At 67.3% G+C, this 22,425-nt stretch carries 20 protein-coding genes; 12 read left to right on the top strand and 8 right to left on the bottom strand.

The annotated features are described in order from the left end of the window. Positions 1 to 161: 161 nt before the first annotated feature. Positions 162 to 380, bottom strand: a complete 219-nt coding sequence (locus SOM28_RS01845; RefSeq protein ID WP_123068938.1) for a hypothetical protein — start codon at positions 378 to 380, stop codon at positions 162 to 164. Positions 381 to 576: 196 nt separating this feature from the next. Between SOM28_RS01845 and SOM28_RS01840 the strand changes: the two genes are divergently transcribed. The 7 genes from SOM28_RS01840 (at position 577) to SOM28_RS01810 (ending at position 6,405) form a co-directional block, all read left to right on the top strand. After that, positions 577 to 747, top strand: coding sequence for a hypothetical protein (locus SOM28_RS01840; protein ID WP_183407374.1), 171 nt, complete (start codon positions 577 to 579; stop codon positions 745 to 747). A 61-nt stretch (positions 748 to 808) separates the two neighbouring features. Continuing rightward, positions 809 to 1,435 carry a chromate transporter gene (locus SOM28_RS01835; RefSeq protein WP_123068937.1) on the top strand — a complete coding sequence of 209 codons (627 nt, stop codon included), beginning with the start codon at positions 809 to 811 and terminating at the stop codon, positions 1,433 to 1,435. Beyond that, positions 1,432 to 2,022 carry a chromate transporter gene (locus SOM28_RS01830; protein ID WP_123068936.1) on the top strand — a complete coding sequence of 197 codons (591 nt, stop codon included), beginning with the start codon at positions 1,432 to 1,434 and terminating at the stop codon, positions 2,020 to 2,022. The genes SOM28_RS01835 and SOM28_RS01830 overlap by 4 nt, the downstream gene beginning before the upstream one ends. A gap of 62 nt (positions 2,023 to 2,084) precedes the next feature. Further along, positions 2,085 to 2,927 (top strand): S-formylglutathione hydrolase, encoded by an 843-nt coding sequence (gene fghA, locus SOM28_RS01825; RefSeq protein WP_320466998.1) that lies wholly within the window; start codon positions 2,085 to 2,087, stop codon positions 2,925 to 2,927. A 97-nt stretch (positions 2,928 to 3,024) separates the two neighbouring features. Then, the gene (locus tag SOM28_RS01820) at positions 3,025 to 3,747 is read left to right on the top strand and encodes a phosphoribosyltransferase (protein WP_414675120.1); all 723 of its coding nucleotides are present in this window, start codon (positions 3,025 to 3,027) and stop codon (positions 3,745 to 3,747) included. Beyond that, the gene (locus SOM28_RS01815) at positions 3,744 to 5,066 is read left to right on the top strand and encodes an SRPBCC family protein (protein ID WP_320466997.1); all 1,323 of its coding nucleotides are present in this window, start codon (positions 3,744 to 3,746) and stop codon (positions 5,064 to 5,066) included. Before SOM28_RS01820 ends, SOM28_RS01815 begins: the two co-directional genes overlap by 4 nt. Position 5,067: 1 nt before the next feature. Beyond that, positions 5,068 to 6,405 carry an erythromycin esterase family protein gene (locus SOM28_RS01810; protein WP_183407373.1) on the top strand — a complete coding sequence of 446 codons (1,338 nt, stop codon included), beginning with the start codon at positions 5,068 to 5,070 and terminating at the stop codon, positions 6,403 to 6,405. Positions 6,406 to 6,414: 9 nt separating this feature from the next. Here the strand turns inward: SOM28_RS01810 and SOM28_RS01805 are convergent, their stop codons facing one another. Further along, positions 6,415 to 8,403, bottom strand: a complete 1,989-nt coding sequence (locus tag SOM28_RS01805; protein ID WP_320466996.1) for a diguanylate cyclase domain-containing protein — start codon at positions 8,401 to 8,403, stop codon at positions 6,415 to 6,417. Positions 8,404 to 8,584: 181 nt separating this feature from the next. Between SOM28_RS01805 and SOM28_RS01800 the strand changes: the two genes are divergently transcribed. Together SOM28_RS01800 and SOM28_RS01795 are read left to right on the top strand one after the other, a co-directional pair. Then, positions 8,585 to 9,064 carry a (2Fe-2S)-binding protein gene (locus tag SOM28_RS01800; protein ID WP_123068930.1) on the top strand — a complete coding sequence of 160 codons (480 nt, stop codon included), beginning with the start codon at positions 8,585 to 8,587 and terminating at the stop codon, positions 9,062 to 9,064. Next, a complete protein-coding gene (locus tag SOM28_RS01795; protein ID WP_320466995.1) occupies positions 9,061 to 11,304 on the top strand; it encodes a xanthine dehydrogenase family protein molybdopterin-binding subunit in 2,244 nt (747 codons plus the stop codon). The genes SOM28_RS01800 and SOM28_RS01795 overlap by 4 nt, the downstream gene beginning before the upstream one ends. A gap of 11 nt (positions 11,305 to 11,315) precedes the next feature. Here the strand turns inward: SOM28_RS01795 and SOM28_RS01790 are convergent, their stop codons facing one another. Beyond that, positions 11,316 to 11,654: a hypothetical protein gene (locus SOM28_RS01790; protein ID WP_123068928.1), complete on the bottom strand. Its 339-nt coding sequence runs from the start codon at positions 11,652 to 11,654 to the stop codon at positions 11,316 to 11,318. A gap of 88 nt (positions 11,655 to 11,742) precedes the next feature. Between SOM28_RS01790 and SOM28_RS01785 the strand changes: the two genes are divergently transcribed. After that, a complete protein-coding gene (locus SOM28_RS01785) occupies positions 11,743 to 12,558 on the top strand; it encodes an APH(3')-I family aminoglycoside O-phosphotransferase (protein ID WP_123068927.1) in 816 nt (271 codons plus the stop codon). A gap of 7 nt (positions 12,559 to 12,565) precedes the next feature. Here the strand turns inward: SOM28_RS01785 and SOM28_RS01780 are convergent, their stop codons facing one another. From SOM28_RS01780 to SOM28_RS01760, 5 genes are all read right to left on the bottom strand, one after another. Continuing rightward, on the bottom strand, positions 12,566 to 13,453 hold the full coding sequence (locus tag SOM28_RS01780) for a hypothetical protein (protein WP_123068926.1): 888 nt from the start codon (positions 13,451 to 13,453) through the stop codon (positions 12,566 to 12,568). A gap of 406 nt (positions 13,454 to 13,859) precedes the next feature. Continuing rightward, positions 13,860 to 14,252: a RidA family protein gene (locus tag SOM28_RS01775; RefSeq protein WP_123068925.1), complete on the bottom strand. Its 393-nt coding sequence runs from the start codon at positions 14,250 to 14,252 to the stop codon at positions 13,860 to 13,862. A 19-nt stretch (positions 14,253 to 14,271) separates the two neighbouring features. Next, the gene (locus tag SOM28_RS01770) at positions 14,272 to 15,426 is read right to left on the bottom strand and encodes an acyl-CoA dehydrogenase family protein (protein WP_320466994.1); all 1,155 of its coding nucleotides are present in this window, start codon (positions 15,424 to 15,426) and stop codon (positions 14,272 to 14,274) included. Beyond that, entirely contained in the window at positions 15,426 to 16,280 is an 855-nt protein-coding gene (locus tag SOM28_RS01765) for an enoyl-CoA hydratase family protein (RefSeq protein ID WP_320466993.1), read from the bottom strand. The genes SOM28_RS01770 and SOM28_RS01765 overlap by 1 nt, the downstream gene beginning before the upstream one ends. Positions 16,281 to 16,303: 23 nt before the next feature. Continuing rightward, positions 16,304 to 18,685, bottom strand: coding sequence for a bifunctional salicylyl-CoA 5-hydroxylase/oxidoreductase (locus SOM28_RS01760; protein ID WP_320466992.1), 2,382 nt, complete (start codon positions 18,683 to 18,685; stop codon positions 16,304 to 16,306). A gap of 187 nt (positions 18,686 to 18,872) precedes the next feature. On the opposite strand from SOM28_RS01760, the gene SOM28_RS01755 reads away from it, so the two are divergent. Then, a complete protein-coding gene (locus SOM28_RS01755; RefSeq protein ID WP_320466991.1) occupies positions 18,873 to 20,036 on the top strand; it encodes a pyridoxal phosphate-dependent aminotransferase in 1,164 nt (387 codons plus the stop codon). Then, positions 20,033 to 22,282: a hybrid sensor histidine kinase/response regulator gene (locus SOM28_RS01750; RefSeq protein WP_320466990.1), complete on the top strand. Its 2,250-nt coding sequence runs from the start codon at positions 20,033 to 20,035 to the stop codon at positions 22,280 to 22,282. The genes SOM28_RS01755 and SOM28_RS01750 overlap by 4 nt, the downstream gene beginning before the upstream one ends. The last annotated feature ends 143 nt before the right edge of the window (positions 22,283 to 22,425 follow it).

The raw sequence follows: 22,425 nt of genomic DNA, 5'->3' as shown, positions 1-22,425 counted from the left end.
CGCGGCCTCCCGTGCGGCTTTCAACAATTTGCCTATTGGGAAGGCAATCTCGTTTCCGCTGAAAATCAAGGGTTTACAAGATTTCACCCCGACCGCCACAGTATGCACCACAAATAAATCTTGCGGGAACTTTGTGGGCAATCGCAAGCGGCTGCCAATGCTCAGGCGAGCGCCCGGCGGCGTTCGGGTTCGAGCAGGACGCGCTCGATCACCTGCGGGCGCACGCCATGCGCCTTGAGGTACTCGAGCGCCGGCATGGTGCCGCACTCCCCCAGGGTCGCGATGCCGCGCGCCACGATGTCTTGCTGGCGCATGTTGCGCCTGAGCTCGGACGATCCGGAGAGGCTTTGATTGATATCCTGGGCACGGTAGGGGCTCATGGCGCGGGTCTCCGGTGGGTTATGTCACTGACGCACCACGAGTATTGACGATCGCGGCATGAAGTCAATGTCAAATCTGTATCAAGACGCGAAAACCTTTTCTATGGCAGCTCCCGGCGCCCTTCCGCCTGCGCTGCGCCGTGCAGCCGCCATCCTGCCTACAATCGGTCGCAACACACCAATTATCAGGATTCCCATGAGCACCCAACCCGACCTGAACCCCGGCGACGACGCCGCTCCCGGCACCCCTGGCGCCGGCGAGGACATCTGCGACGCCTGCGCCGGCCGCGGCACGCTGGCCGACGGCAAGCCATGCCCGCAATGCGGCGGCACCGGCCGCGTGATGGAAGGCATCGGCGGCGGCTGAGCGCCTATCCAGTGCGGGTAGCGCGTGGACACGGCGTGGGCCCTGCGGCGATAATCGCCGGATGAGCGCCTCACCCCTGCCCTTGCCGCCTTCCGCGCCACGTTCCGCACAAGCTGCGCCGCCGGCCGAACCCGATCGTCCGCGCCCGACGTCGCTGACCGACCTGTTCGTCTCGTTCACGCTGATCGCCCTGCAGGGCTTCGGTGGGGTGCTGGCCGTGATCCAGCAGCAAGTCGTCGAGCGCAAGCGCTGGATGAGCAACGAGGAATTCATCGAGGAATGGTCGGTGGCCCAGATCATGCCGGGCCCCAACGTCTGCAACCTGGCCATGATGATCGGCACTCGCCACTTTGGCCTGGCCGGCGCCATGAGCGCCCTGGCCGGCATCCTCACCGTGCCGCTGATCCTGGTGCTGTGCCTGGCCCTGGTCTATGCGCAGTTCGCCACCCAGCCCCAGCTGCAGGGCGCACTGCGCGGCATGGCTGCGGTCGCCGCCGGCCTGATCGCCGCCACCGGCCTCCGCATGTCGGTCGCGCTGTCCAAAAACGTGATCCCGCTCGCCGTCTGCATTGGGATCGCCGCCACCGGTTTCGTGCTGCTGGCCTGGATCCGCGTGCCGCTGGCGGCCGTGATCGGCCTGCTCGGCGGCCTGGGCTGCGTACTGGCCTGGCGCCGGCTCAAGCCATGAACGCGCCCAGCCTGGTATTCGGCTGGCATGACTGGCTGAACCTGTTCGTCCATTTCCTGATGCTGTCCATGATGTCGCTCGGCGGCGCGATCTCGACCACCTCCGAGATGCAGCGCTACCTGGTCGAGCGCCAGGGATGGCTCAGCCAGACCCAGTTCGCCGACTCGGTGGCCCTGGCCCAATCGTCGCCCGGGCCCAACGTCCTGTTCGTGGCCCTGCTGGGCTGGAACGTGGGACTCAATTCCGGCAGCGTGACGGCCGCGCTCTACGGCGTAGCGATCTCGATGATCGGCATCATGCTGCCGTCCACCGTGTTTACTTACCAGGTGGCGCAGTGGGCCCAGCGCAACCGCGAGCTGCGCGCCGTACGCGCCTTCAAGCAGGGCATGGCGCCGCTGGTGATCGCCATGCTGCTGTCGACCGCCTGGCTGCTGGCCACCGGCGGCGGCAAGGGCGGCGACCACATGAACAACTGGCCCCTCTGGCTGCTGACGGCGGCCACCGCCATCGTCATCTGGCGCACCCGCCTGCACCTGCTGTGGATGCTGGCGCTCGGCGCGCTGCTGGGGGCGCTGGGCGTGGTCTAGTTGGCAAGCGCCGCCCGGAACCGGCATACTGGCGCCATCCATCAACTGCACCCGACACCAAGATGCCCCAACTCCTCAATGAACACGCCTGCTTCGGCGGCGTGCAGCGCTTCTACCAGCACGACTCGGCCGCCATCGGCCTGCCGATGAAATTCTCGGTCTACTTGCCGCCGGCAGCGGGCGAGAAGAAATTGCCGGTGCTGTTCTACCTGGCCGGCCTGACCTGCACCGAAGAAACCTTCATGACCAAGGCCGGCGCCCAGCGCCTGGCCAGCGAACTGGGCATCATCCTGGTCGCGCCCGACACCAGCCCGCGCGGCGCCAACGTGCCGGGAGAAAGCGACAGCTGGGACTTCGGCGCCGGCGCCGGCTTCTACCTCGACGCCACCCAGGAACCGTGGGCGCGCCACTACCGCATGCACAGCTATCTGCTGGAACTGCACGCGCTGGTGCTGGCCACTTTCCAGGCTGACCCAGGCAAGGTGGGCATCTTCGGCCACTCGATGGGCGGCCATGGCGCGCTGACCATGGCGCTGAAGCACCCCGACCTGTTCCGCTCGGTCTCGGCCTTCGCCCCGATCGCCGCGCCAAGCCGCTGCCCATGGGGCAAGAAGGCCTTCGGCGGCTACCTCGGCGCCGACGAAAGCGCCTGGCAGCAATACGATGCCAGCGCCCTGATGGCGTCGCGTACGAGCGCGCCATTCCCCGGTGGCATCCTGATCGACCAGGGCCTGGGCGACAAATTCCTGGTCGAGCAGTTGTTGCCCGAGGCCTTCGAGGACGCCTGCGCCAAGGCCAATCAGCCGCTGACCCTGCGCCGCCATGCCGGCTACGACCACGGCTATTACTTCATCTCGACCTTCGTCGAAGACCACCTGCGTTTCCACAGCCGCCAGCTCGGCTAAGCTGCCAGACAACCACGCGCGGCCCCGTCCGGGGCCGCCATTCTTCACCTCGTCATTCCGCACGGCAAACGAACGACGGCCACGCTCGTCCATGTGTATGCTGGAAGTTAACAACTTCTTCATCATGCAAGAGCTCGAACCATTCATCGACCGCGTCGACGCCGGCAGGCATTTGGCCGGGGCGCTGCGTCATTACGCCGAACGCGACGATGTGCTGGTACTCGCGCTGCCGCGCGGGGGCGTGCCGGTCGCCTTCCCCATCGCCCAGGCGCTGCATGCCGAACTCGACTTGATGCTGGTGCGCAAGCTCGGCTTGCCGAACCAGCCGGAGTTCGCCATGGGCGCCATCGGCAGCGGCGGGGTGTGCGTGCTGCAGCCCGGCGTGCCGGGCCTGATGGGCGTGACCCAGGGCGAAGTCGATGCGGTCATCGCGGCGGAGCAAAGCGAACTGGCGCGGCGCGAGCGGCACTACCGCGGCGAGCGTCCGCCGGCCCGGCTTGCGGGACGCTGCGTGATCCTGGTCGACGACGGCGTCGCCACCGGATCGACGATGCTGGCGGCGGTCGAAGTCGCGCGCCGCCAGCATCCGTCCAGGCTGGTGCTGGCGGTGCCGGTGGCGGCCCAGGATGCGCTGCAGGTCTTGCGTGGCGTTGCCGACGAGGTGGCCTGCCCGCTCGCCCCGATGCGCTTTCGCGCCGTGGGGCAGTGGTACCGGCGCTTCGAGCAGACCGACGATGAAGAAGTGCAATCCCTGCTGGCGCAGGCGTGGGCGCACCAAGGCCACGCCGCCAGTCAACCCTACCTCAAGGAGCCGAGATGAACGATACGAACAACGAACAAGCAAACAACGTGGGCAAGTGGATCGGCGCAGCAGTCGCAGGCGCCTTGCTGATGTACGCATTCGACCCTGATCGCGGCGCCAAGCGCCGCTCCCGCGCCCGCGGCGCCCTGCGCGACGCCCGCGAGCGCACCGGCAACCGCCTCGAGCACGCCTGGCACGACGCCGGCGACCGCCTCGACTCGGCGCGCATGCGCGCCACCGGCGCCGCCGCCATTGCCGGCGAACGCCTGGCCGGCGCCGCCCATGCGGCGGGCGACCGCCTGGCCGAGGTCTCGCACCGCACGCGCGATCGGCTCGAACATGCGCGCGAGCGCCTGGCCGAGGCCTCTTACGACGCGAAGGACCGCGCCAGCCACGCCGCGTACGAGACGCGCGATCGTGTAAAGCACGCCGCCTACGAGGCGCGCGACCGCGCCGGGCATGCAGCCCATGAAGCGCGCGAACATGCCGAGTACGCCGCCGACCAGGCGCGCGACCGCGCCGAACATGCTGCCGAACGCGCCCGCGAACGTGCCGACCACGCGCGCGAACGCCTGGAACAGACCGCCCACAGCCTGAAAGCCGACGCCCGCTCGCGCGCCCACGCCGCCGGCAACCAGGTGCGCGCCTGGACCGACCACCTGAGCCAGGTGTTCGGCTCGCGCAGCCCGACGCTCACCAATTCCGCCCTGCTGGGTACCGGCGCCCTGAGCGTGGTCGGCCTGGCGCGCCGTTCGCCGCTGGCTGCCGTGCTCGGCCTGGGCGCGCTGGCCGTGCTGCTGCGCAGCGACCGCGGCCGCCACCTGGTCGATTCGCTGCGTCACCGCGGCGCCGCCAGCCAGGTCGAGGTGGAGAACTCGGTCCACATCGACGCCTCGCCAAAAGAAGTGTTCGACGCCTGGTCCGAGGTCGAGAACTTCCCGCGCTTCATGTCGCACGTGACCGAGGTGCGCGACCTGGGCCACCGTCGCTCGCACTGGGTGGTGCGCGGCCCGGGCGGCATGGAGTACGCCTGGAACGCCGTCATGACCGAGCAGTCGCGTCCCGAGCGCCTGTCGTGGCGCAGCGAACCGGGTTCGGAGATCGAGCAGGAAGGCACTGTGACGTTCGAACCGTCCGGCAACGGCACCCGCGTCACGGTGCACATGACCTACTCGCCGCCAGCCGGCGCGCTGGGCCACGGCATCGCGCGCATGCTGGGCGCCGATCCGCAGCGCCAGATGGACGACGACCTGGCGCGCATGAAGGAGTTCATCGAGCGTGGCGGCGCCCACTATGCCGGCCATCAGGCGCCGCCAAGCCACAGCGTCCTGCACTGATGTGACCATCCTCACCAATGCCACCCTCGACGCGGTGCGCGCGTCGGCCCGCCCCCTCATCGGGGGCGCGGACGACTACGACGCCCTGCTCGACATGGTCGGCAACGCCCGCTTCGTGCTGCTCGGGGAGGCCACCCACGGCAGCCACGAGTTCTACGCGGAGCGGGCGCGCATCACCCGGCGCCTGATCGAAGAGAAGGGCTTCACCGCGGTGGCGGTCGAAGCCGACTGGCCCGATGCCTGGCGCGTCAATCGTTATGTGCGCGGCGAAGGTGGGGACACCGACGGCCGCGCCGCCCTGGCGGGCTTCGAACGCTTCCCGGCCTGGATGTGGCGCAACACGGCGGTGCTCGATTTCGTCGAGTGGCTGCGCACGCACAACGAAGGCCTGGCCGCTGGCGCCGCAAAGACGGGCTTCTACGGCCTGGACCTGTACAGCATGTACACCTCGATCCACGAGGTGCTGGGCTACCTCGAACGGGTCGACCCGAACGCCGCGCGCGAGGCGCGCAAGGTCTACGCCTGCTTCGACCACTACGAGCGAGACAGCCAGCAATACGGCTACCAGGCCAGCTTCGGCATGTCGCCTTCCTGCCAGGAAGGCGTGATCGCCACCCTGCGCACCCTGCAGCAGCGCGGTTTCGACTACGTGCAGCGTGAGGGCGGCGACGACGCGTTCTTCTACGCCCAGCAGAACGCGCGCCTGGTCAAGAACGCGGAAGAGTATTACCGCACCATGTTCAAGGGCCGCGTCTCGTCCTGGAACCTGCGCGACAGCCACATGGCCGAGACCCTGGACGCGGTGGCGCGCCACCTGTCGCAGGGCGGCAAGCCCGCCCGCATCGTGGTGTGGGAACACAACTCGCACATCGGCGACGCGCGCGCGACCGAGATCGGACGCCAGGGCGAATGGACGCTGGGCGAGCTGGCGCGCAAGGCGCACGGCGCCGATACGGTCCTGGTCGGCTTCACCACCTACGAGGGCCGGGTCACGGCGGCGTCCGAATGGGATGGCGAGGGCCTGCACAAGCACGTGCGGCCGGCCCTGCAGAACAGTTACGAGCACCTGCTGCACAGCACCGGCATCGAGCGCTTCTTCCTGCCGCTGCGCGAGCCGTCGGCGGCGCGCGACGCGCTCATGGAAGAGCGGCTGGAGCGCGCCATCGGCGTGCTGTACCTGCCGCGCAGCGAGCGCCAGAGCCACTACTTCATGGCCCAGCTGCCGCGCCAGTTCGACGCCGTGGTCCACATCGACCGCACCACGGCGGTGGAGCCGCTCGATGCGACCAGCGGCTGGCATTCGGGCGAGCCGCCGGAGACGTATCCGGGCGGTTTGTGACGCCGGCAGCTACGCTGCCGCCCCCACCACATACCCGTCCCGGCCATTCGCCTTGGCCACGTACAAGGCCCCATCCGCCGCCGCCAACAGGGCGTCTTCACCCTGCCCCGGCCGCCACAATACAACACCGACGCTGGCCGACACCGCCAGCATGCCGGCCCCGGTGGCGAACGGCGCGCGCATCGCGGCCACGATCTTGGCCGCGATTTTGGCCACGGTATGCTCGGCTTCCGCACCGCTCCCGATCTCTTCCAGGATCACCACGAACTCGTCGCCCGACAGCCGCGCCGGCAGGTCGCTGGCGCGCACGCAGGCGCGCAAGCGTTCGCCGAATTCCTTCAGCACCTCATCGCCCACGCCGTGGCCGTAACTGTCGTTGACGCGCTTGAAATGGTCGACGTCCAGGTAGGCCAGCGCCAGCGCCCGGCCGTGGCGCGAGGCGCGCGCCAGCGCCTGCTGCAGGGTCTCGTTGAAGCTGCGCCGGTTGGCCAGGCCGGTCAGGGTATCGATGCGCGCAAGCCGGCTCAGCTGCTCCTCGACCTCCTTCACGTGCGTCATATCGTGCTTGAGCGCGTACACGCCGGCCACGCTGCCGTCAGGCTGCAGGTCGGGGATGTAGACGCCTTCCAGCACCCGCGGCGCGCCCCCGATCAGCAGCCGCATCTGGCAGGTGGTGGCATGGCCGGCGAATGCGCCGTCCAGGCCCTCCGCGCCCTGGCGCGCGGCATCCTCGCCCATCAACTGGGCGATCGACATGCCCACCAGCCGCTCGGGCGTGACACCGAACCAGCGCTCGAAGGTCGCGTTGCCGAACCTGAAGCGCCGGTCGCGGTCGAGGTAGGCGATCAGCACCGGCAGGTTGTCGGTGATCAGGCGCAGGCGCTTCTCGCTGGCGGTGCGCAGGCCTTCGGCGTTCTCGCGCTCGGCCATCAGCTGGTAGAAGGCATTGCCCAATTCCCCGATCTCGTCGCGCCGGGTGTCGTGCAGCACCGCGATGTCGGCGCCGTCGTGGCGGATCGCGCGGATGCGGTCGCGCAGCCGCTGCAGCGGCGCCAGCAGCCGGAACACCAGCGCCCAGGCCAGCACGCCCGAGGCCAGCGCCAGGCCGGTCGCGCCATAGATGGCGTTGCGGCGCATCTGCGCCAGCGGGGCGAAGGCTTCCTCGGTCGGATAGCGCGCGCCCAGGATCCAGCCGGTGGTGCGCAGGCGCTGGTAGGCAAAGATCGATTCGCGTCCATCCAGCCCGACCGCCTCGATCCAGCCCTCGAAGCCATGCAGGGCCCGGTCCAGGCCGGACGCCTGCAGCCCGATCGGCTGCAGCATGCGGAGCGGATCGGGATGGTCGATCATGGTGCCGTCGGGCGTCATCAGGAACAGGTAGCCCGAGGCGCCCGGCTTGAGGGCGCTGATCTGGCGCAGGAAGCCGGACGCCTGCAAGTCCATGCTGGCGGTGAGCACCCCGGTCGCATTGCCGCCTCCGTCGAGCAGCGGCGCACTGACGATCACCACCTGGCGTTCCGAAATGCGGCTGAAGAAGGGCTGCGACATGAAGCCGCGCAGGGTCGCCATCGGGCGCTCGAAGTAGTCGCGTCCCGCCGCGTCGAGCCGCCTCTCGTTGCCGAAGGAGCGCACCGACGCCACCTGCTGGCCGCGCGCGTCGAGCAGGATCAGGTTCAAGTATTCGTGTTCCCAGATCGGCGCCTGGGCTTCGAGGAAGCGGCGCGCCATCTCGGGCTGAGTTAGCACCGCCGGCGGCAGGCTGGACGCCAGCGACTCGACCTGCGCCACGCGCGCCAGGATGCGGTCGTCCATGAAGGAGGCGGCGCTGGCCAGCATCGCATACTGCTGGTCGCCGATCACCGACTTCATGCCGCGCTCGGCCACCGCCAGGGTCGACAGGGTGACCAACAAGGTGGCCACGAAGACCAGGACGGCCGCAACGCAGGCCATGCGCAGCTTCAGGTTCGCCGGCATCAGGCGCAGACCGCGTTTAAGCATAGAAGATGGTGTCGACTCTAATGCAACAAAGTATTACATACTAAGCCGTAGCGTCCAAGGCGCCAGTGCAAATGGCGTATTTACTGCTTCGAAGGAAATAAAACAGCCGTTGCAATACTGTTGAATTAGTGAAATTTCAGCTAGCATTGTCAGCTTGTTCGGACTGCCTTGAAGGAGCGTCATGAGTACTTACACCCTGAATGTCAACGGCAAGGCGCAGGCGGTGGATGTCGAAGCCGATACCCCGCTGCTGTGGGCCCTGCGCGATACCCTGGGCCTGGTCGGCACCAAGTATGGCTGCGGCCTGGGACAGTGCGGCGCCTGCACCATCCACCTCGATGGCGTGGCGACCCGCGCCTGCGTGCTGCCGGTGTCCGCCATCGGCAACGCGAAGATCACCACCATCGAGGGCCTGGACGCCAATGCCCGCCATCCACTGCAGGTGGCCTGGCAAGAGCTCGACGTGCCGCAATGCGGCTACTGTCAATCGGGGCAGATCATGAGCGCCTGCGCCCTGCTCAAGCAGCATCCGAAGCCGACCGACGCCCAGATCGACGACGCCATGGCCGGCAACCTGTGCCGCTGCGCCACCTATATGCGGATCCGCAAGGGCATCCACCGCGCCGCCGAAATCGCATCGACCGAAGGGACCAAGGCATGACGCTCGCATCCACTTCCCGCCGCGGCTTCCTGCGCGCCGGCGCCGCCGGCGGCGCCTTCCTGATCGGCATGTCGGCGCAAGGCGTGCTGGCCGCCGTGACCGATACCACGGCCGCTGCCGCCAACCCCGACTTCGTGCCGAACGCCTTCATCCGCATCGCGCGCGACGGCAGCGTGACCCTGATTTCCAAGCAGCCCGAGATCGGCCAGGGCATCAAGACCTCGCTGCCGATGGTCATCGCCGAGGAACTCGACGTCGCCTGGGAAAGCGTGCGCGTGGTCCAGGGCGACCTGAACCTGGAAGCCTATGGCAGCCAGGGTGCGGGCGGCTCGAACTCGACCCCGAACAACTACGAGAACTTCCGCCGCCTGGGCGCCACCGCGCGCGCCGTGCTGGTGCAGGCCGCGGCCCAGTCCTGGAAAGTACCGGCCGCGGAATGCACGACCGACGGCGGCTTCGTGCTGCACGCGGCCGGCAAACGGCGCCTGGCCTACGGCGACCTGGTCGAGGCGGCGGCAAAGCTGCCGCTGCCTGAAGCGGCAAGCGTGGCGGTGAAGGATCCGGCCACCTTCAAACTGCTGGGCAAGCGCATCGGCGGCGTCGACAACCCCGCCATCGTCAGCGGCAAGCCGCTGTTCGGCATCGACGTCCAGCTGCCGGGCATGCTGCACGCGCAATACGTCAAGTGCCCGGTCTTCGGCGGCAAGCCGCTGCGCGCCAACCTGGACGCGGTGCGCGCCCTGCCCGGCGTCAAGGACGCCTTCATCCTCGAAGGCACCAGCAACCTGAACGGCCTGCGTCCCGGCGTGGCGATCGTCGCCACCTCGACCTGGGCCGCGATCCGCGCCCGCCGCGCGCTCGAAGTGACGTGGGACGAAGGCGGCGCCGCGAAGCACAGCTGGGCCGACTTCACGGCCCAGGCCAAGGCGGCGGCCAAACAGCCCGGCGCCACCGTGCTGCGCAAGGATGGCGACGTCCCCAACGCCCTCAAGGGCGCCGCGAAGACGGTGGAGGCGGCCTACAGCTACCCCTTCATCTCGCACGCCAGCATGGAGCCGCAGAACTGCACCGCCTGGATCAAGCCCGACGGCGCGCTCGAACTGTGGGCGCCGACCCAGAACCCGAACGCGGGCCAGGCGCTCGTGTCGAGCACCTGCGGCATCCCCAACGAGAAGATCACGATGCACATCATCCGCAGCGGCGGCGGCTTCGGCCGGCGCCTGAGCTCGGACTTCATCGTCGAAGCCACCGCGATCGCCCAGCGCATGAAGGACAAGGCCCCGGTCAAGCTGACCTGGACCCGCGAGGACGACCTGCAGCACGACCACTTCCGTCCGGGCGGCTTCCACTTCCTGCGCGGCGGCGTCGACAAGGCCGGCAAGGTGGTCGGATGGCACAACCACTTCGTCACCTTCGCCAACCGGGTGGAGCAGGACGGCAAGAGCACCCTGCGCAACGGCAGCGGCGGCAGCCTGTCGCCCGACGAGTTCCCGGGCCGCTGGCTGGCCAACTGCCAGCTGGAGCAGACCGCGCTGGAATGCAGCATCCCGATGGGGCCGTGGCGCGCGCCGGGCAGTTGCGTGTTCGCATGGGCCTTCCACAGCTTCATCGACGAGCTGGCGCATGCGGGCGGGCGCGATCCGCTGGCCTTCCGCCTCGAACTGCTGGGCGACAAGGACGTCATGCCGCCGAGCGTCGAGCGCGGTCAGCCCTATAACGTGGCGCGCATGCGCGCGGTGCTGCAGACCGCGGCCGACAAGGCCGGCTGGGGCAAGAAGAAATTCGCGCGCGGCCAGGGGCAAGGCATCGCCTTCCACTTCAGCCACCGCGGCTATGTGGCGCAAGTGGCCGAGGTGACCGTCTCGAAGGACGGCAAGGTGAAGGTCGACCGTGTGGTGGTGGCGTCCGACGTCGGGCCGACCATCATCAACCTGTCGGGCGCCGAGAACCAGGTGGAGGGATCGGTGATCGACGGCCTGTCGACCTTGATGTTCCCCGAGCTGAACCTCGAGAACGGCCGCATCGTGCAGAGCAACTTCCACGATTACCAACTGCTGCGCATCGGCGACGCGCCGGCAAAAATCGAGATGCACTTCGTGAAGTCGGATCAACCTGTGACTGGTCTGGGCGAACCGCCCCTGCCTCCGCTGGCGCCGGCGGTGTGCAATGCGATCTTCGCCGCCACCGGCAAGCGGGTGCGCGAGCTCCCGCTCAGCAAGGTTGATTTGAGCTGGAGCTGAGCCGTTAAATCCTAGGGCACGCGCTGCTCGCTCAGCGCGTGCGGGTTCGCCGCGCGATGGCGTTCGATGACGGCGCGCGCCAGCTCTTCCTCTCGTGGATTCTGGGCCAGCACCCTGAGGATGCAGGCGCCATGTATATCGCCTTCGGGGCGATAGACGTCGTTGTAGTCGGTGCCGCCCTTGGCCGACGGCGAGTCGCCGACCGTGAAATTGGATTGGCCCGGGCCCGCCTCGTCTCCAATGGGCGACAAGGCTACGCTGTCCTGGGACAGGCCGGCGGCCAGCAGGTCGGCCCGCAATTGCTCTGCGATGGCGAAATCCTGGATGACGTGCACGATGGGATTGTTCATTTGTTGCTCCTTGGTTCACTATTGAACCAAGTTACCAGAATGACCGGGGCGGTGGCGCTCGGTCGAGACGACTACTTGCAAACCAGGGGTGTCCGAGATGAACCGTGAGGAGGCCTGTCCAGCCGTGCGCGTTCCAGAGAGCATGTCGATCGCGGTGGCCGGCTATGTGTGGGCGCGCGACAAGGTCGGCGAATCGGGCGGCGCCGTCTACCGGCTACACGGCAAGCCAGGTACGCCCGATCTCTACCTGAAGCACGGCAAGCGTGCCGTTGCCGACGACATCGCCGATGAGATGGCGCGGCTTCGCTGGCTGTCCGGACGCCTGCCCGTGCCCGCTGTCGCGCATTTCAACTGCACCGTCGACGAGGCCTGGCTCCTGATGACGGCCGTGCCAGGCCAGACCGCATATCAGCTGCTGCAAGCCGACCCCGGCCAACATGACGCGGTGGTGGATGCCCTGGCTCGATTCCTGAAGCGTCTGCATGCGATCCCGACGTCCGCCTGCCCGTTCAACAGCGACCATGCCTATCGCCTTGGCCTGGCGCGCTCGCGCATCGAGGCGGGCCTGATCGACGAAGACGATTTCGACGACGAGCGCGCCGGCTGGACCGCGCAGCAGGTGTGGGACGCGATGCAGGCCCTGCTGCCGCTCGCGCCCGATCAGGTAGTGACCCATGGCGACTATTCGCTCGACAACCTTCTCATGGTCGATGGCGAGGTGGCCGGCTGCATCGACGCCGGGCGGGTCGGCATCGCGGACCGCTACCAGGATCTCGCCATCGCCTGGAACTGTCTCGGCGAGTTTGGCGGCGCGCTACAGGAGCGCTTCCTGCGGCAATATGGCGTCGCCACGCCCGATCGACGCAAGCTGCAGTTCCACCTGCTGCTGGACGAGCTGTTCTAAAACGGTCTTATTCCTGAATTTCAGGGACCTTGACTTCACGAACTTCCACTTTGGCAGTCAGGCCGCTGCGCCGTATCGCTTTATGGATAGACGAATTGATCAAATTCGTCATGACCTTGGCAGTAAACTGCTTGTCCATCGATTGCACCGGAGATAGCGGGTTCGCCGTCAAATCATTCAGCTTTTGTTCATCGAACACTTTTTCTTTACTGATCACCGCCAACGTTTTCGGATCAAGTATCCAGATACAAAGGTAAGAAAACGGGGCCTGAAACGTGGTGGAGGCGATCTTCTTTCCGTCAGGTGTCAACACTGTGGCGGGGCCTCCCGGCAAGTCTGCTGGTGTATCACACTTCAGATCTGTGAGGGTCGACCTGCACATCGGCTGTATAAAAATGCCCAAGCCACCGAGCATACTCGCCATATTGTTTTTACTTTGGGACCGGTATGCCGGCGTCACGACGACGATTTTGTCCCAGGCCGCGCGTTCGGGATAATCTTGCAGCGCCTTGATCACTGCTTCGATCGCCGCCTGTTCGCGATCGGCTGGCGCAACCAGATTGACTCCAGGAGTAGGTATGGACAGGAAAATGCGTTTGCTGTCAGGGGCAGACGCACCAACAAGCTCGTCCAGGTTATGCAGGACCAGGCGGTTCAGACCATCCTCGGGCATGTCGATATTGCTGCGGTCGTAGGGTGCCATATGGCTGCCCACAACTCTCTTTTCCGCCACAAAACTGAAGGACTGTCCCATGGCTGCGACCAGGGCGTAGCTTACCGGCCTGCCCGCTGATGCATCGGACTGAGCAAGCGCCTCGTCATATAGCATCAGCCCCGAAAGCACCATAGAAATAATAGTGGCACGTACCGTCGAGGCGCAGGGCGATAATGCCATGGATTCTCTCCTGGAATGAATGGTGCGTTCATTCGGAGCGCACCATTGTGAAACACGAAATGCAGTGCCAAGTCTACTGTCAATTCCGTCACAACTGAACCTTTCACACTTGCCTGACACTTATGGGATAGCTCAAAAAAGGAAGTGATATCCCATACGCAGCGTTCACTTTCGCTGCTATAAAGTAGACGTTCGCGTCAATGTGACGGTCGATGCGGCTAGCGTGGTGGTGTTGATTGCTACCACCACGATGGCGTACCTGTTCTATAAGCAGAACAAGCAGGACAGACAGGACAGGCTCGCATCGAGCAAGCCCTGGCTCAGCGCTCGATCGCTTCGACCAGCTCGAAATGCAGCGTGACGAACTCGACGTCGTCATGCTGCGTCTCTGCAACGCTTTACCATGTCAATCGGGTATGACCGCAGTCACCTCGATCTCCACCCGCGCCCGGTCTTCCATCAGCGCAGCCACCTGCACCGCGCTCATGGCGGGATAGTGACGCCCCAGCACCTCGCGGTAAGCGGCGCCGAGTGCCCGCCCCGCATCGAGATACTCGCGCTTGTCGACCACGTACCAGGTCATGCGCACGATGTGCTCCGGTCCGGCGCCCGCTTCGCGCAGCACGGCGACGATGTTTTCCAGCGCCTGGCGCGCCTGCCCGACGAAGTCGTCGGTGTGGAAGCGCCCTTCGGCATCCCAGCCGATCATGCCGCTGACGTAAATCTGCCGTCCGCGGCAGGCCACGCCATTTGCATAGCCCCTGGGTCGCGGCCAGCCCGGCGGTTGAAGAATATCCATTCCTGCTCCAGACCTTGGGTTAAACCTTCGGCGCGAGCAGCTCGCGCGCGATGATCAGGAGCTGCACCTCGCTCGCTCCCTCGTAGATGCGCAGCGCGCGGATTTCGCGGTACAGGCTCTCGACCACTTGCCCGCTCTGCACGCCCTGTCCGCCGAACAGCTGCACCGCGCCGTCGATGACGCGCTGCGCCGACTCGGTGGCCGCCAGCTTAGCCATCGCCGCCTCCTTCGTCACCCGCTTGCCGCTGTCACGCAGCCAGGCCGCGCGGTAGGTCAGCAGCGCGGCGGCGTCGATCTCCAGCGCCATCTGGGCCAGCTTCGCCTGGGTAAGCTGGAAGTCGGCCAAGGTCTTGCCGAACATGGGCCGCGCCTGGGCGCGCGCCAATGCTTCTTCCATGGCGCGCCGCGCAAAACCCAGCGCGGCGGCGGCGACCGAGGTGCGGAATACGTCCAGCGTCGCCATCGCCACCTTGAAGCCCTGGCCTTCGGCCCCAATCAGGCAATCGGCCGGCACCCGGCAGCCGGTGAAACGCAGGCGCGCCAGGGGATGCGGGGCGATCACGTCGATGCGCTCGGCGATCTCCAGCCCCGGCGTCGCGGCGTCGACGATGAAGGCAGAGATGCCTTTCGAGCCCCGCCCCTCCTCGCCGCCGCCGTCGCCGCTGCGGGCGAAAACGACGTAGAAATCGGCGATGCCGCCGTTCGAGATCCAGGTCTTCTCGCCATCGAGCACCCAGTCGTCGCCATCGCGCCGCGCGGCGCACTGCATGGCGGCGACGTCTGAGCCGGCTTCCGGTTCCGACAGGGCGAAGGCGGCAATCGCTTCCCCTTCGGCCACCGGCGGCAGCCAGCGCCGCTTCTGGTCCTGGGTGCCGAACAGCGAAACCGCCCCGCTGCCCAGGCCCTGCATCGCGAAGGCGAAGTCGGCCAGGCCGGCGTGGCGCGCCAGGGTTTCGCGGATCAGGCAGATGGCGCGGGTGTCGATGGCCCCATTTCCGCTGCCGACGGCGTGGCGCAGCCAGCCGTCGCGGCCCAGGCGCGCGACCAGCGCGCGGCACACTGCATCGACGTCGCCGCCATGCGCATCGTGCAGATTGTCCGCCGCCCAGGCGTCGAGTTCGCGCGCCAGTGCGCCATGCCGCTCTTCAAAAAAAGGCCAGTTCAGATAGTCCATCAGTCCCCCTCGAAGCGCGGGCGTTCCTTGGCCACGAAGGCGTGGTAGGCGCGATGAAAATCATTGGTCGCCATGCAGATCGCCTGGGCCTGGGCCTCGGCTTCGATCGCCTCGTCCACGCCCATATTCCATTCCTGCTGCAGCATCTTCTTGGTCATGCCGTGGGCGAAGGTCGGCCCATTGGCCAGCGTGGCGGCGAACGCGCTCGCCTCGCCCAGCAGTTCCTCCGGCGCGCACAGGCGGTTGAAGAAGCCCCAGCGCTGGCCTTCCTCGCCATCCATCGAGCGGCCCGTGTACAGCAGCTCGGCGGCGCGGCCCTGGCCGATCACGCGCGGCAGCAGCGCGCAGGCGCCCATATCGCAGCCGGCCAGGCCCACCCGGGTGAACAGGAAGGCGGTGCGGCTGCGCGCCGTGCCGTAGCGGATGTCGGAGGCCAGCGCCAGGATCGCGCCGGCGCCGGCGCACACGCCGTCGACCGCCGCCACGACCGGCTGCGGGCAGGCCCGCATCGCTTTCACCAGGTCGCCCGTCATGCGGGTGAAGGCCAGCAGGCCGGGCATGTCCAGCTTCGTCAGCGGGCCGATGATCTCGTGCACGTCGCCGCCGGAACAGAAGTTCTCGCCGGCGCCGGCGATCACGACCGCCTTCACGTCGTCGGCATACGCCAGCGCGCGGAACAGGTCGCGCAGCTCGGCATAGGAATCGAAGGTCAGCGGATTCTTGCGCTCGGGCCGGTCCAGGGTGATGGTGGCGACGCCGGCATCCAAAGCGAATCCGAAATGCTGCCCCTTGTAGGCGGCGAGGCTGTGGCGGCTGCCCGGCAAGTGATGCGGCTGGCCCGGTAGATAATGCATGTGTGACTCCTGATGGATGATGGTCAGCCTTCGAGCAGGCGCGCGGCCACCTGCTGCGGCGACAGGCCGTTCGATGCCGCCTGCAGTTGTCGTTCGCGCCCCAGGTTGCGCTCGAGTTGCTGTTTGCCTGCCACGTACTGGCGCGGCCAGGCGGCGCCAGTGTAGCCGATGCGCGCCGCTTCCATCAGCGTCCAGGCCGGGTTGGCCAGGTGCGGGCGCGCCACCGCGCACAGGTCGGCGCGGCCGGCGGCAATGATGCCGTTCACGTGGTCGGCCTCATAAATACTGCCGACGGCAATGGTCGGAATGCCGGCCTCGTTGCGGACGCGGTCCGCGAACGGAGCCTGGAACATGCGGCCGAACACGGGCCGCTCCTGCTTGCTGACCTGGCCCGAGGAACAATCGATCATGTCGGCGCCCGCCGCGCGGAACAGGCGCGCGATCTCCACCGCGTCCTGCGGCGTGATGCCGCCCTCGACCCAGTCGTGGCTTGAAATGCGCACGCTGATCGGCAGCCCGGCCGGCCAGGCCGCGCGCACCGCCGCGAACACCGCGAGCGGATAGCGGCAGCGGTTCTCAAGACTGCCGCCGTAGGCATCCTGGCGCCGGTTGGTCAGGGGAGAAATAAAACTCGACAGCAGGTAGCCATGGGCGCAGTGCAGTTCGAGCCAGTCGAAGCCGGCGTCAAAGGCAGCCCGGGTGGCGCGCACGAAGTCGTCCTTGATGCGGTCCAGGTCACCCTGCGTTGCTTCCTGCGCGATCTGCGAGACCCCGTCGATGTACTGCTGGCTGGATGCCGACAGCAGCGGCCAGTTGCCGCTTTCCAGTGGCAGGTCGATGCCGTCCCACATCGGCCGGGTCGAACCCTTGGCGCCCGCATGGCCGAGCTGGATGCCGATCCTGGCATCGCTGGCCGTGTGCACGAAGTCGACGATGCGTTTCCAGGCCAGCATCTGCTCTTGCGTGTACAGGCCCGGGCAGCCGGGCGTGATGCGGGCGTCGGCCGAGACGCAGGTCATCTCGGCCATCACCAGCGCCGCGCCGCCCAGCGCCCGCGCGCCAAGGTGGGCCAGGTGGAAGTCGCCGACCACGCCATCCACGGCCGAGTATTGCGCCATCGGCGAGACCACCACCCGGTTCTTCAGCACCACGTCGCGCACCTTGTAGGGCGTGAACATGGGCGGCACGGCCCCCGGGGGCGGCGCCAGGCCGGCCTGGCGCGCTGCCGCAATGGCGAAGCGGCGTTCGAAACCGTCGACATAGGCGGCGTCGCGCAGGCGCAGGTTTTCGTGAGACAGCTGCTGGCTGCGCGTGAGCAGCGAATAGGCGAACTGCTCGGCTTCCATGCCCGTGTAGCGCGCCACGTTCTCGAACCATTCCATCGAGTTGCGCGCGGCGCTCTGCAGTTTCAGCACCTCGACCAGGCGCGCCTCGTGGTAGCGCGCCAGCGCCGATGCCACATCGTCCCCGTCATCGAGCGCATCGGCCAGCCCGATCGCATCTTCCAGCGCCAGCTTGGTGCCGGAGCCGATCGAGAAGTGGGCGGTATGGGCGGCGTCGCCCATCAGCACCAGCGGCACCTGGCGCCCATCGATCTCGAGCGGATGCACCCACTGGCGGCAGGCCAGGCGCGGAAAGCGGATCCACATGCTCGATCCGCGCAGGTGGGCGGCGTTCGCCATCAGCGGCTGGCCGTCCAGATGGCGCGCGAACAGGCGCTCGCAGAAGGCCAGCGCCTCGGGCTGGCTCATGTCGGCCAGGCCGCTCGCGCGCCAGGTGGCGTCGGGCGTCTCGATGATGAAGGTCGAGGTCTCGCCATCGTACTGGTAGGCGTGGGCCTGGAACCAGCCGTGTTCGGTTTCCTCGAAAGCGAAGGTGAAGGCATCGAAGCGCTTCTTCGTACCCAGCCACACGAAGCGGCACTCGCGCTCCTCGACCTCGGGCTGGAACGCCGCGCGGTACTGCTGGCGGAGGGCGCTGTTCACGCCGTCGGCGGCCACCACCAGGTCGGCGCGGTAGCGGCGCGCCAGCTCGGGCACGTCCTCGACCCGGGTCTCGAACACCAGCTCGACGCCCAGCGCGCGGCAGCGCTCTTGCAGGATGTCGAGCAGGCGCTTGCGCCCGATGCCGCAAAAGCCGTGGCCGTGCGAAGTGACGGTGGCGCCCTGGATATGGACGTCGATCGCATCCCAGTGATTGAACGATTGCAGGATGGCGCGCGCGCTCGGCTCGTCGGCCCGGGCCAGGTGGCCCAGCGTCTGGTCCGAGAACACCACGCCCCAGCCGAAGGTGTCCCCCGGCCGGTTGCGCTCGACGACGGTCACCGCATGCGTCGGATGGCGCAGTTTCATGAGCAGGCCGAAATAGAGACCGGCCGGGCCGCCGCCCACGCAGACGATGTTCATTTCCCCTCCCGGTGCTGGAATACGGCATAGTTTAGCCGCCCCAATGCTTGAGGTGTCAATCTCTTGTTGCTCATTTAAGAATCCCCCTCTGGAAATCGCCAGTTTTTAGTACAATCAAGAAAGAACGTACCGAGAGCCCGGATGATGCGCAGCCGGCCACCCAACTTGGATAAACGACACCGACAAGATGAAGATCTCAGACCGAATCGCGCACTCCCGTCCCCTTGCCACCACCGCCATGCACGGCCGCGCCGAAGCGCTGCGCAATGCGGGGGAACGCGTCATCGATTTCTCGATCGCGATTTCGCACTTCCCGGCCCCGCCCACCGTGCTGGACGCGGTCTGGGGCGCCATCGAGCGCGAGCGCACCTTGCCGTATACCGAGGTGGGCGGCGCGTTGAAGGTGCGCGAAGCGCTGCGCGCCAAGCTCGCGGCCGAGAACCGGATCGAGGCGCAGGTGGATGAGATCATCGTGACCAACGGTTGCAAGCAGGCGTATTACCAGGCCTTGTACGCGATGACCGATCCGGGCGACCGCATCGCCGTATTCCGTCCGCACTGGCCGGCCTATCTCGCGACCGCCGAGCTGCTGGGACTCGAGGTGGTGTTGGCCGAGCTGCCGGAGACGCTCACCGAAGCCTGCCTGGCGGCCCTCGGCGAGGTCAAGGTGCTGGTGCTGAACAATCCGCACAACCCGACCGGCAAGGTGTACACCCGGCGCGAGCTGGAACTGGTGCGCGACTGGGCCACGGCCGGCGGCGTGCACGTGATCGTCGACGAGAGCTACGAACACCTGATCTATGACGGCGAACACGTCACGCTGGCGGCGCTGTGCGACTGGCGCGAAGTGGGCGTGGTCACCCTGTTCTCGGCCTCGCAAAGCTATGCCATGATGGGCTGGCGGGTCGGTTTCGCGCTCGCCCCCGCCGCGCTGGTCAATGCGATGCAGACCCTGCAGGGGCCGATCACGGCCGCCGCGCCGCACCTGTCGCAGGTGGCGGCGGTGGCCGCCTTCGCCACCGGCACCCCGCATGAACTGCTGCGCGATTATCGCGCCCGCCGCGACCTGGTGGTGGGCCGCTTCGCCGACGTGCCCTGGATCACCATGCATGCGCCGGCTTCCGGGCCCTATCTGTGGGGCGACGTGCGCGGGCTCACCATGGACACGGTCGGCTTCGCCGAGCGCCTGCTGGATGAGGAAAGGGTGGCGCTGATGCCGGGCGATGCGCTCGGCGAGCCCGGCTTCATCCGCATCGGCTACATCTCCGACGACGAAGACACGCTGGTGGAAGGCGTGCGCCGCATCACTGCATTCGGCACACGGTTGGCGGAGTTGGCGGAGACTCGATGAGCAATTTGCTGGGGCGCTTTCGCCTGAATAGCCTGCGCAGCCGCCTGATGCTGCTGGTGCTGCTGGCGATCACACCGATCGCCATCGTCACCGTATTGGGCGGCCTGCGCGAGCGCGAGGCGGCGATCCGCGCCTCGGAAGAAAACCTCAAGCGCCTCACCGCCCTGGCGGCCGCCAACGAGGCGCAATCGATCGACCGCGCGCGCCAGATCCTGGTCGACCTGGTCAGCGTGCCTGCCCTGATGGGCGACACCGCCGGCTGCAATTCCCTGCTGTCCAATGTCCTCGACCGCAACGAGGGCTACGTGAACTTCGGCCTGATCCAGCTGAACGGCGAGGTCAGTTGCAGCGCGGTGCCGATGCTGCACCCGGTGAACCTGGGCGACCGCAGCCATTTCAAGCGCGCGATCGCCGAACGCCGCTTCATCGCCAGCGACTACGTGTTCGGGCGCGTGATCCGCAAGCACACGATCAATCTCACCTATCCCGTCATCGACCGCTCGGGCGACGTGGTGGCGGTGGTGTTCGCGGCCATGGACCTGGCCGGCCTGGACACCTTCGTCAACGACATCAGCATGCCGCCCGGCTCGATCCTGGAGACGGCCGACGCCTCGGGCAACCTGATCTCGCGCCGTCCCGATCCCGAGCGCTGGTTCGGCAAGCGCGTCACCGGTGAGATGCTGGACGCGATGCGCGGGCCGTACGACCGCGCGCTGGTGGTGCGCGGCGAGGACGGGATCGATCGCCTGCATGCCTTCGCCCGCGTCGGCTCGCCGACCCTCACCGACTACACCATCACCATCGGTGTGCCGACCGACCTGATCACCCAGGTCGCCCGCGACGCCCAGTTCATGTCCCTGCTCGGCCTCGGCGCGACCACCCTGCTGGCGCTGCTGGCAGCCTGGCTCGCCGGCGAAAAACTGATCGTGCAGCGGGTGCGCGGCCTGACCACGGTCGCGCGCCGCATCGCCGCCGGCGAACTCGATACGCGCACGGGTATCGAATACGGCAACGAAGAGATCGGGCGGCTGGCGGCGGCGCTGGACGAGATGGCCGAGAACCTGCAGAAGAAGGAAGCCGCGCGCGGCCAGGCCGAGCGCGAACTGCGCGCGGCCGACCAGCGCAAGGACGAATTCCTGGCGATGCTGGCGCACGAGCTGAGAAATCCGCTGGCGCCGATCAGCACCGGCGCCCACCTGCTCAAGCTGCTGCACTCGGATAATGCCCAGATCACCCAGACCTGCGCCATCATCGCGCGCCAGGTCGAGCACATGACCAGCCTGGTGGATGACCTGCTGGACGTGTCGCGCGTGACGCGCGGCCTGGTGTCGCTGTCGACCCAGGTGCTCGACCTGCGCAACGTGGTCGACGACGCCGCCGAGCAGATCCGCCCATTGATCGGGGCGCGGCGCCACAAGGTGGTGCTCGACCTGCCGACCGGCCCGGCCCACGTCAAGGGCGACCACAAGCGCCTGGTGCAGGTGGTGGCCAACCTGCTGGGCAACGCCACCAAGTACACGCCGGAGGGCGGCCACATCCAGTTGCAACTGGTCGACGTGGGCGACGACTGGGAACTGAGCGTGAGCGACGACGGCATTGGCATGGAGGCGCGCCTGGTCGAACGCGTGTTCGACCTGTTCACCCAGGCCGAGCGCACCCCGGACCGTTCGCAGGGCGGCCTGGGCCTGGGCCTGGCGCTGGCCAAGAGCCTGGTCGAGCTGCACGGCGGCAGCGTCGGCGCACGCAGTCCCGGCCTGGGCCACGGCAGCACCTTCACCGTGCGCCTGCCGCGCCACCGCCAGGAAAGCCTGCCCCTGGCCACTCACTTGCCGGGCCACCTGCCCGCAAGCAGCACTATCCTCGATGCAGCCCCGCCGCACGCGCTGCGCATCCTGGTGGTGGACGACAACCTCGACGCCGCGCACACGCTCAACCTGTTCCTGCGCGCCACCGGCCACGAGGTCGAGATCGCCTATTGCGGCGTCGACGCGATCGAGATCGCCAAGGTGTTCGCGCCCCAGGTCTGCATCCTCGACATCGGCCTGCCCGACATGGACGGCAACGAGCTGGCGCGCCGCCTGCGCCGCCTGCCGCAGACCAGCGACGCGACCCTGGTCGCCGCCACCGGCTACGGACGCCAGCAAGACCGCGAGGCGGCCAGCCAGGCCGGCTTCGACCATTACCTGGTCAAGCCGGTCAACACGCTGCAGCTGGGCGAGCTGCTGGCCACGGCCGCCACCCGCTAGTCATTGACAGGCCCGCATCGTGTCGATGCGGGCCTGTTGTCATTTCACCTTTGGTCGTTTCGGAACAACATCGCGGCAAATATCGCGTGACAGGCCGCATGCTAGCTACATAGAATTTGCCGATAAGCAAATCTATGCACTTC

It is taken from the genome of Massilia sp. CFBP9026 (assembly GCF_034045165.1).
Classification (GTDB): Bacteria; Pseudomonadota; Gammaproteobacteria; order Burkholderiales; family Burkholderiaceae_D; genus Telluria; species Telluria arenae.
Note: the sequence above shows the minus strand (reverse complement) of the source record. Positions and strands in the feature narration are given on the sequence as shown.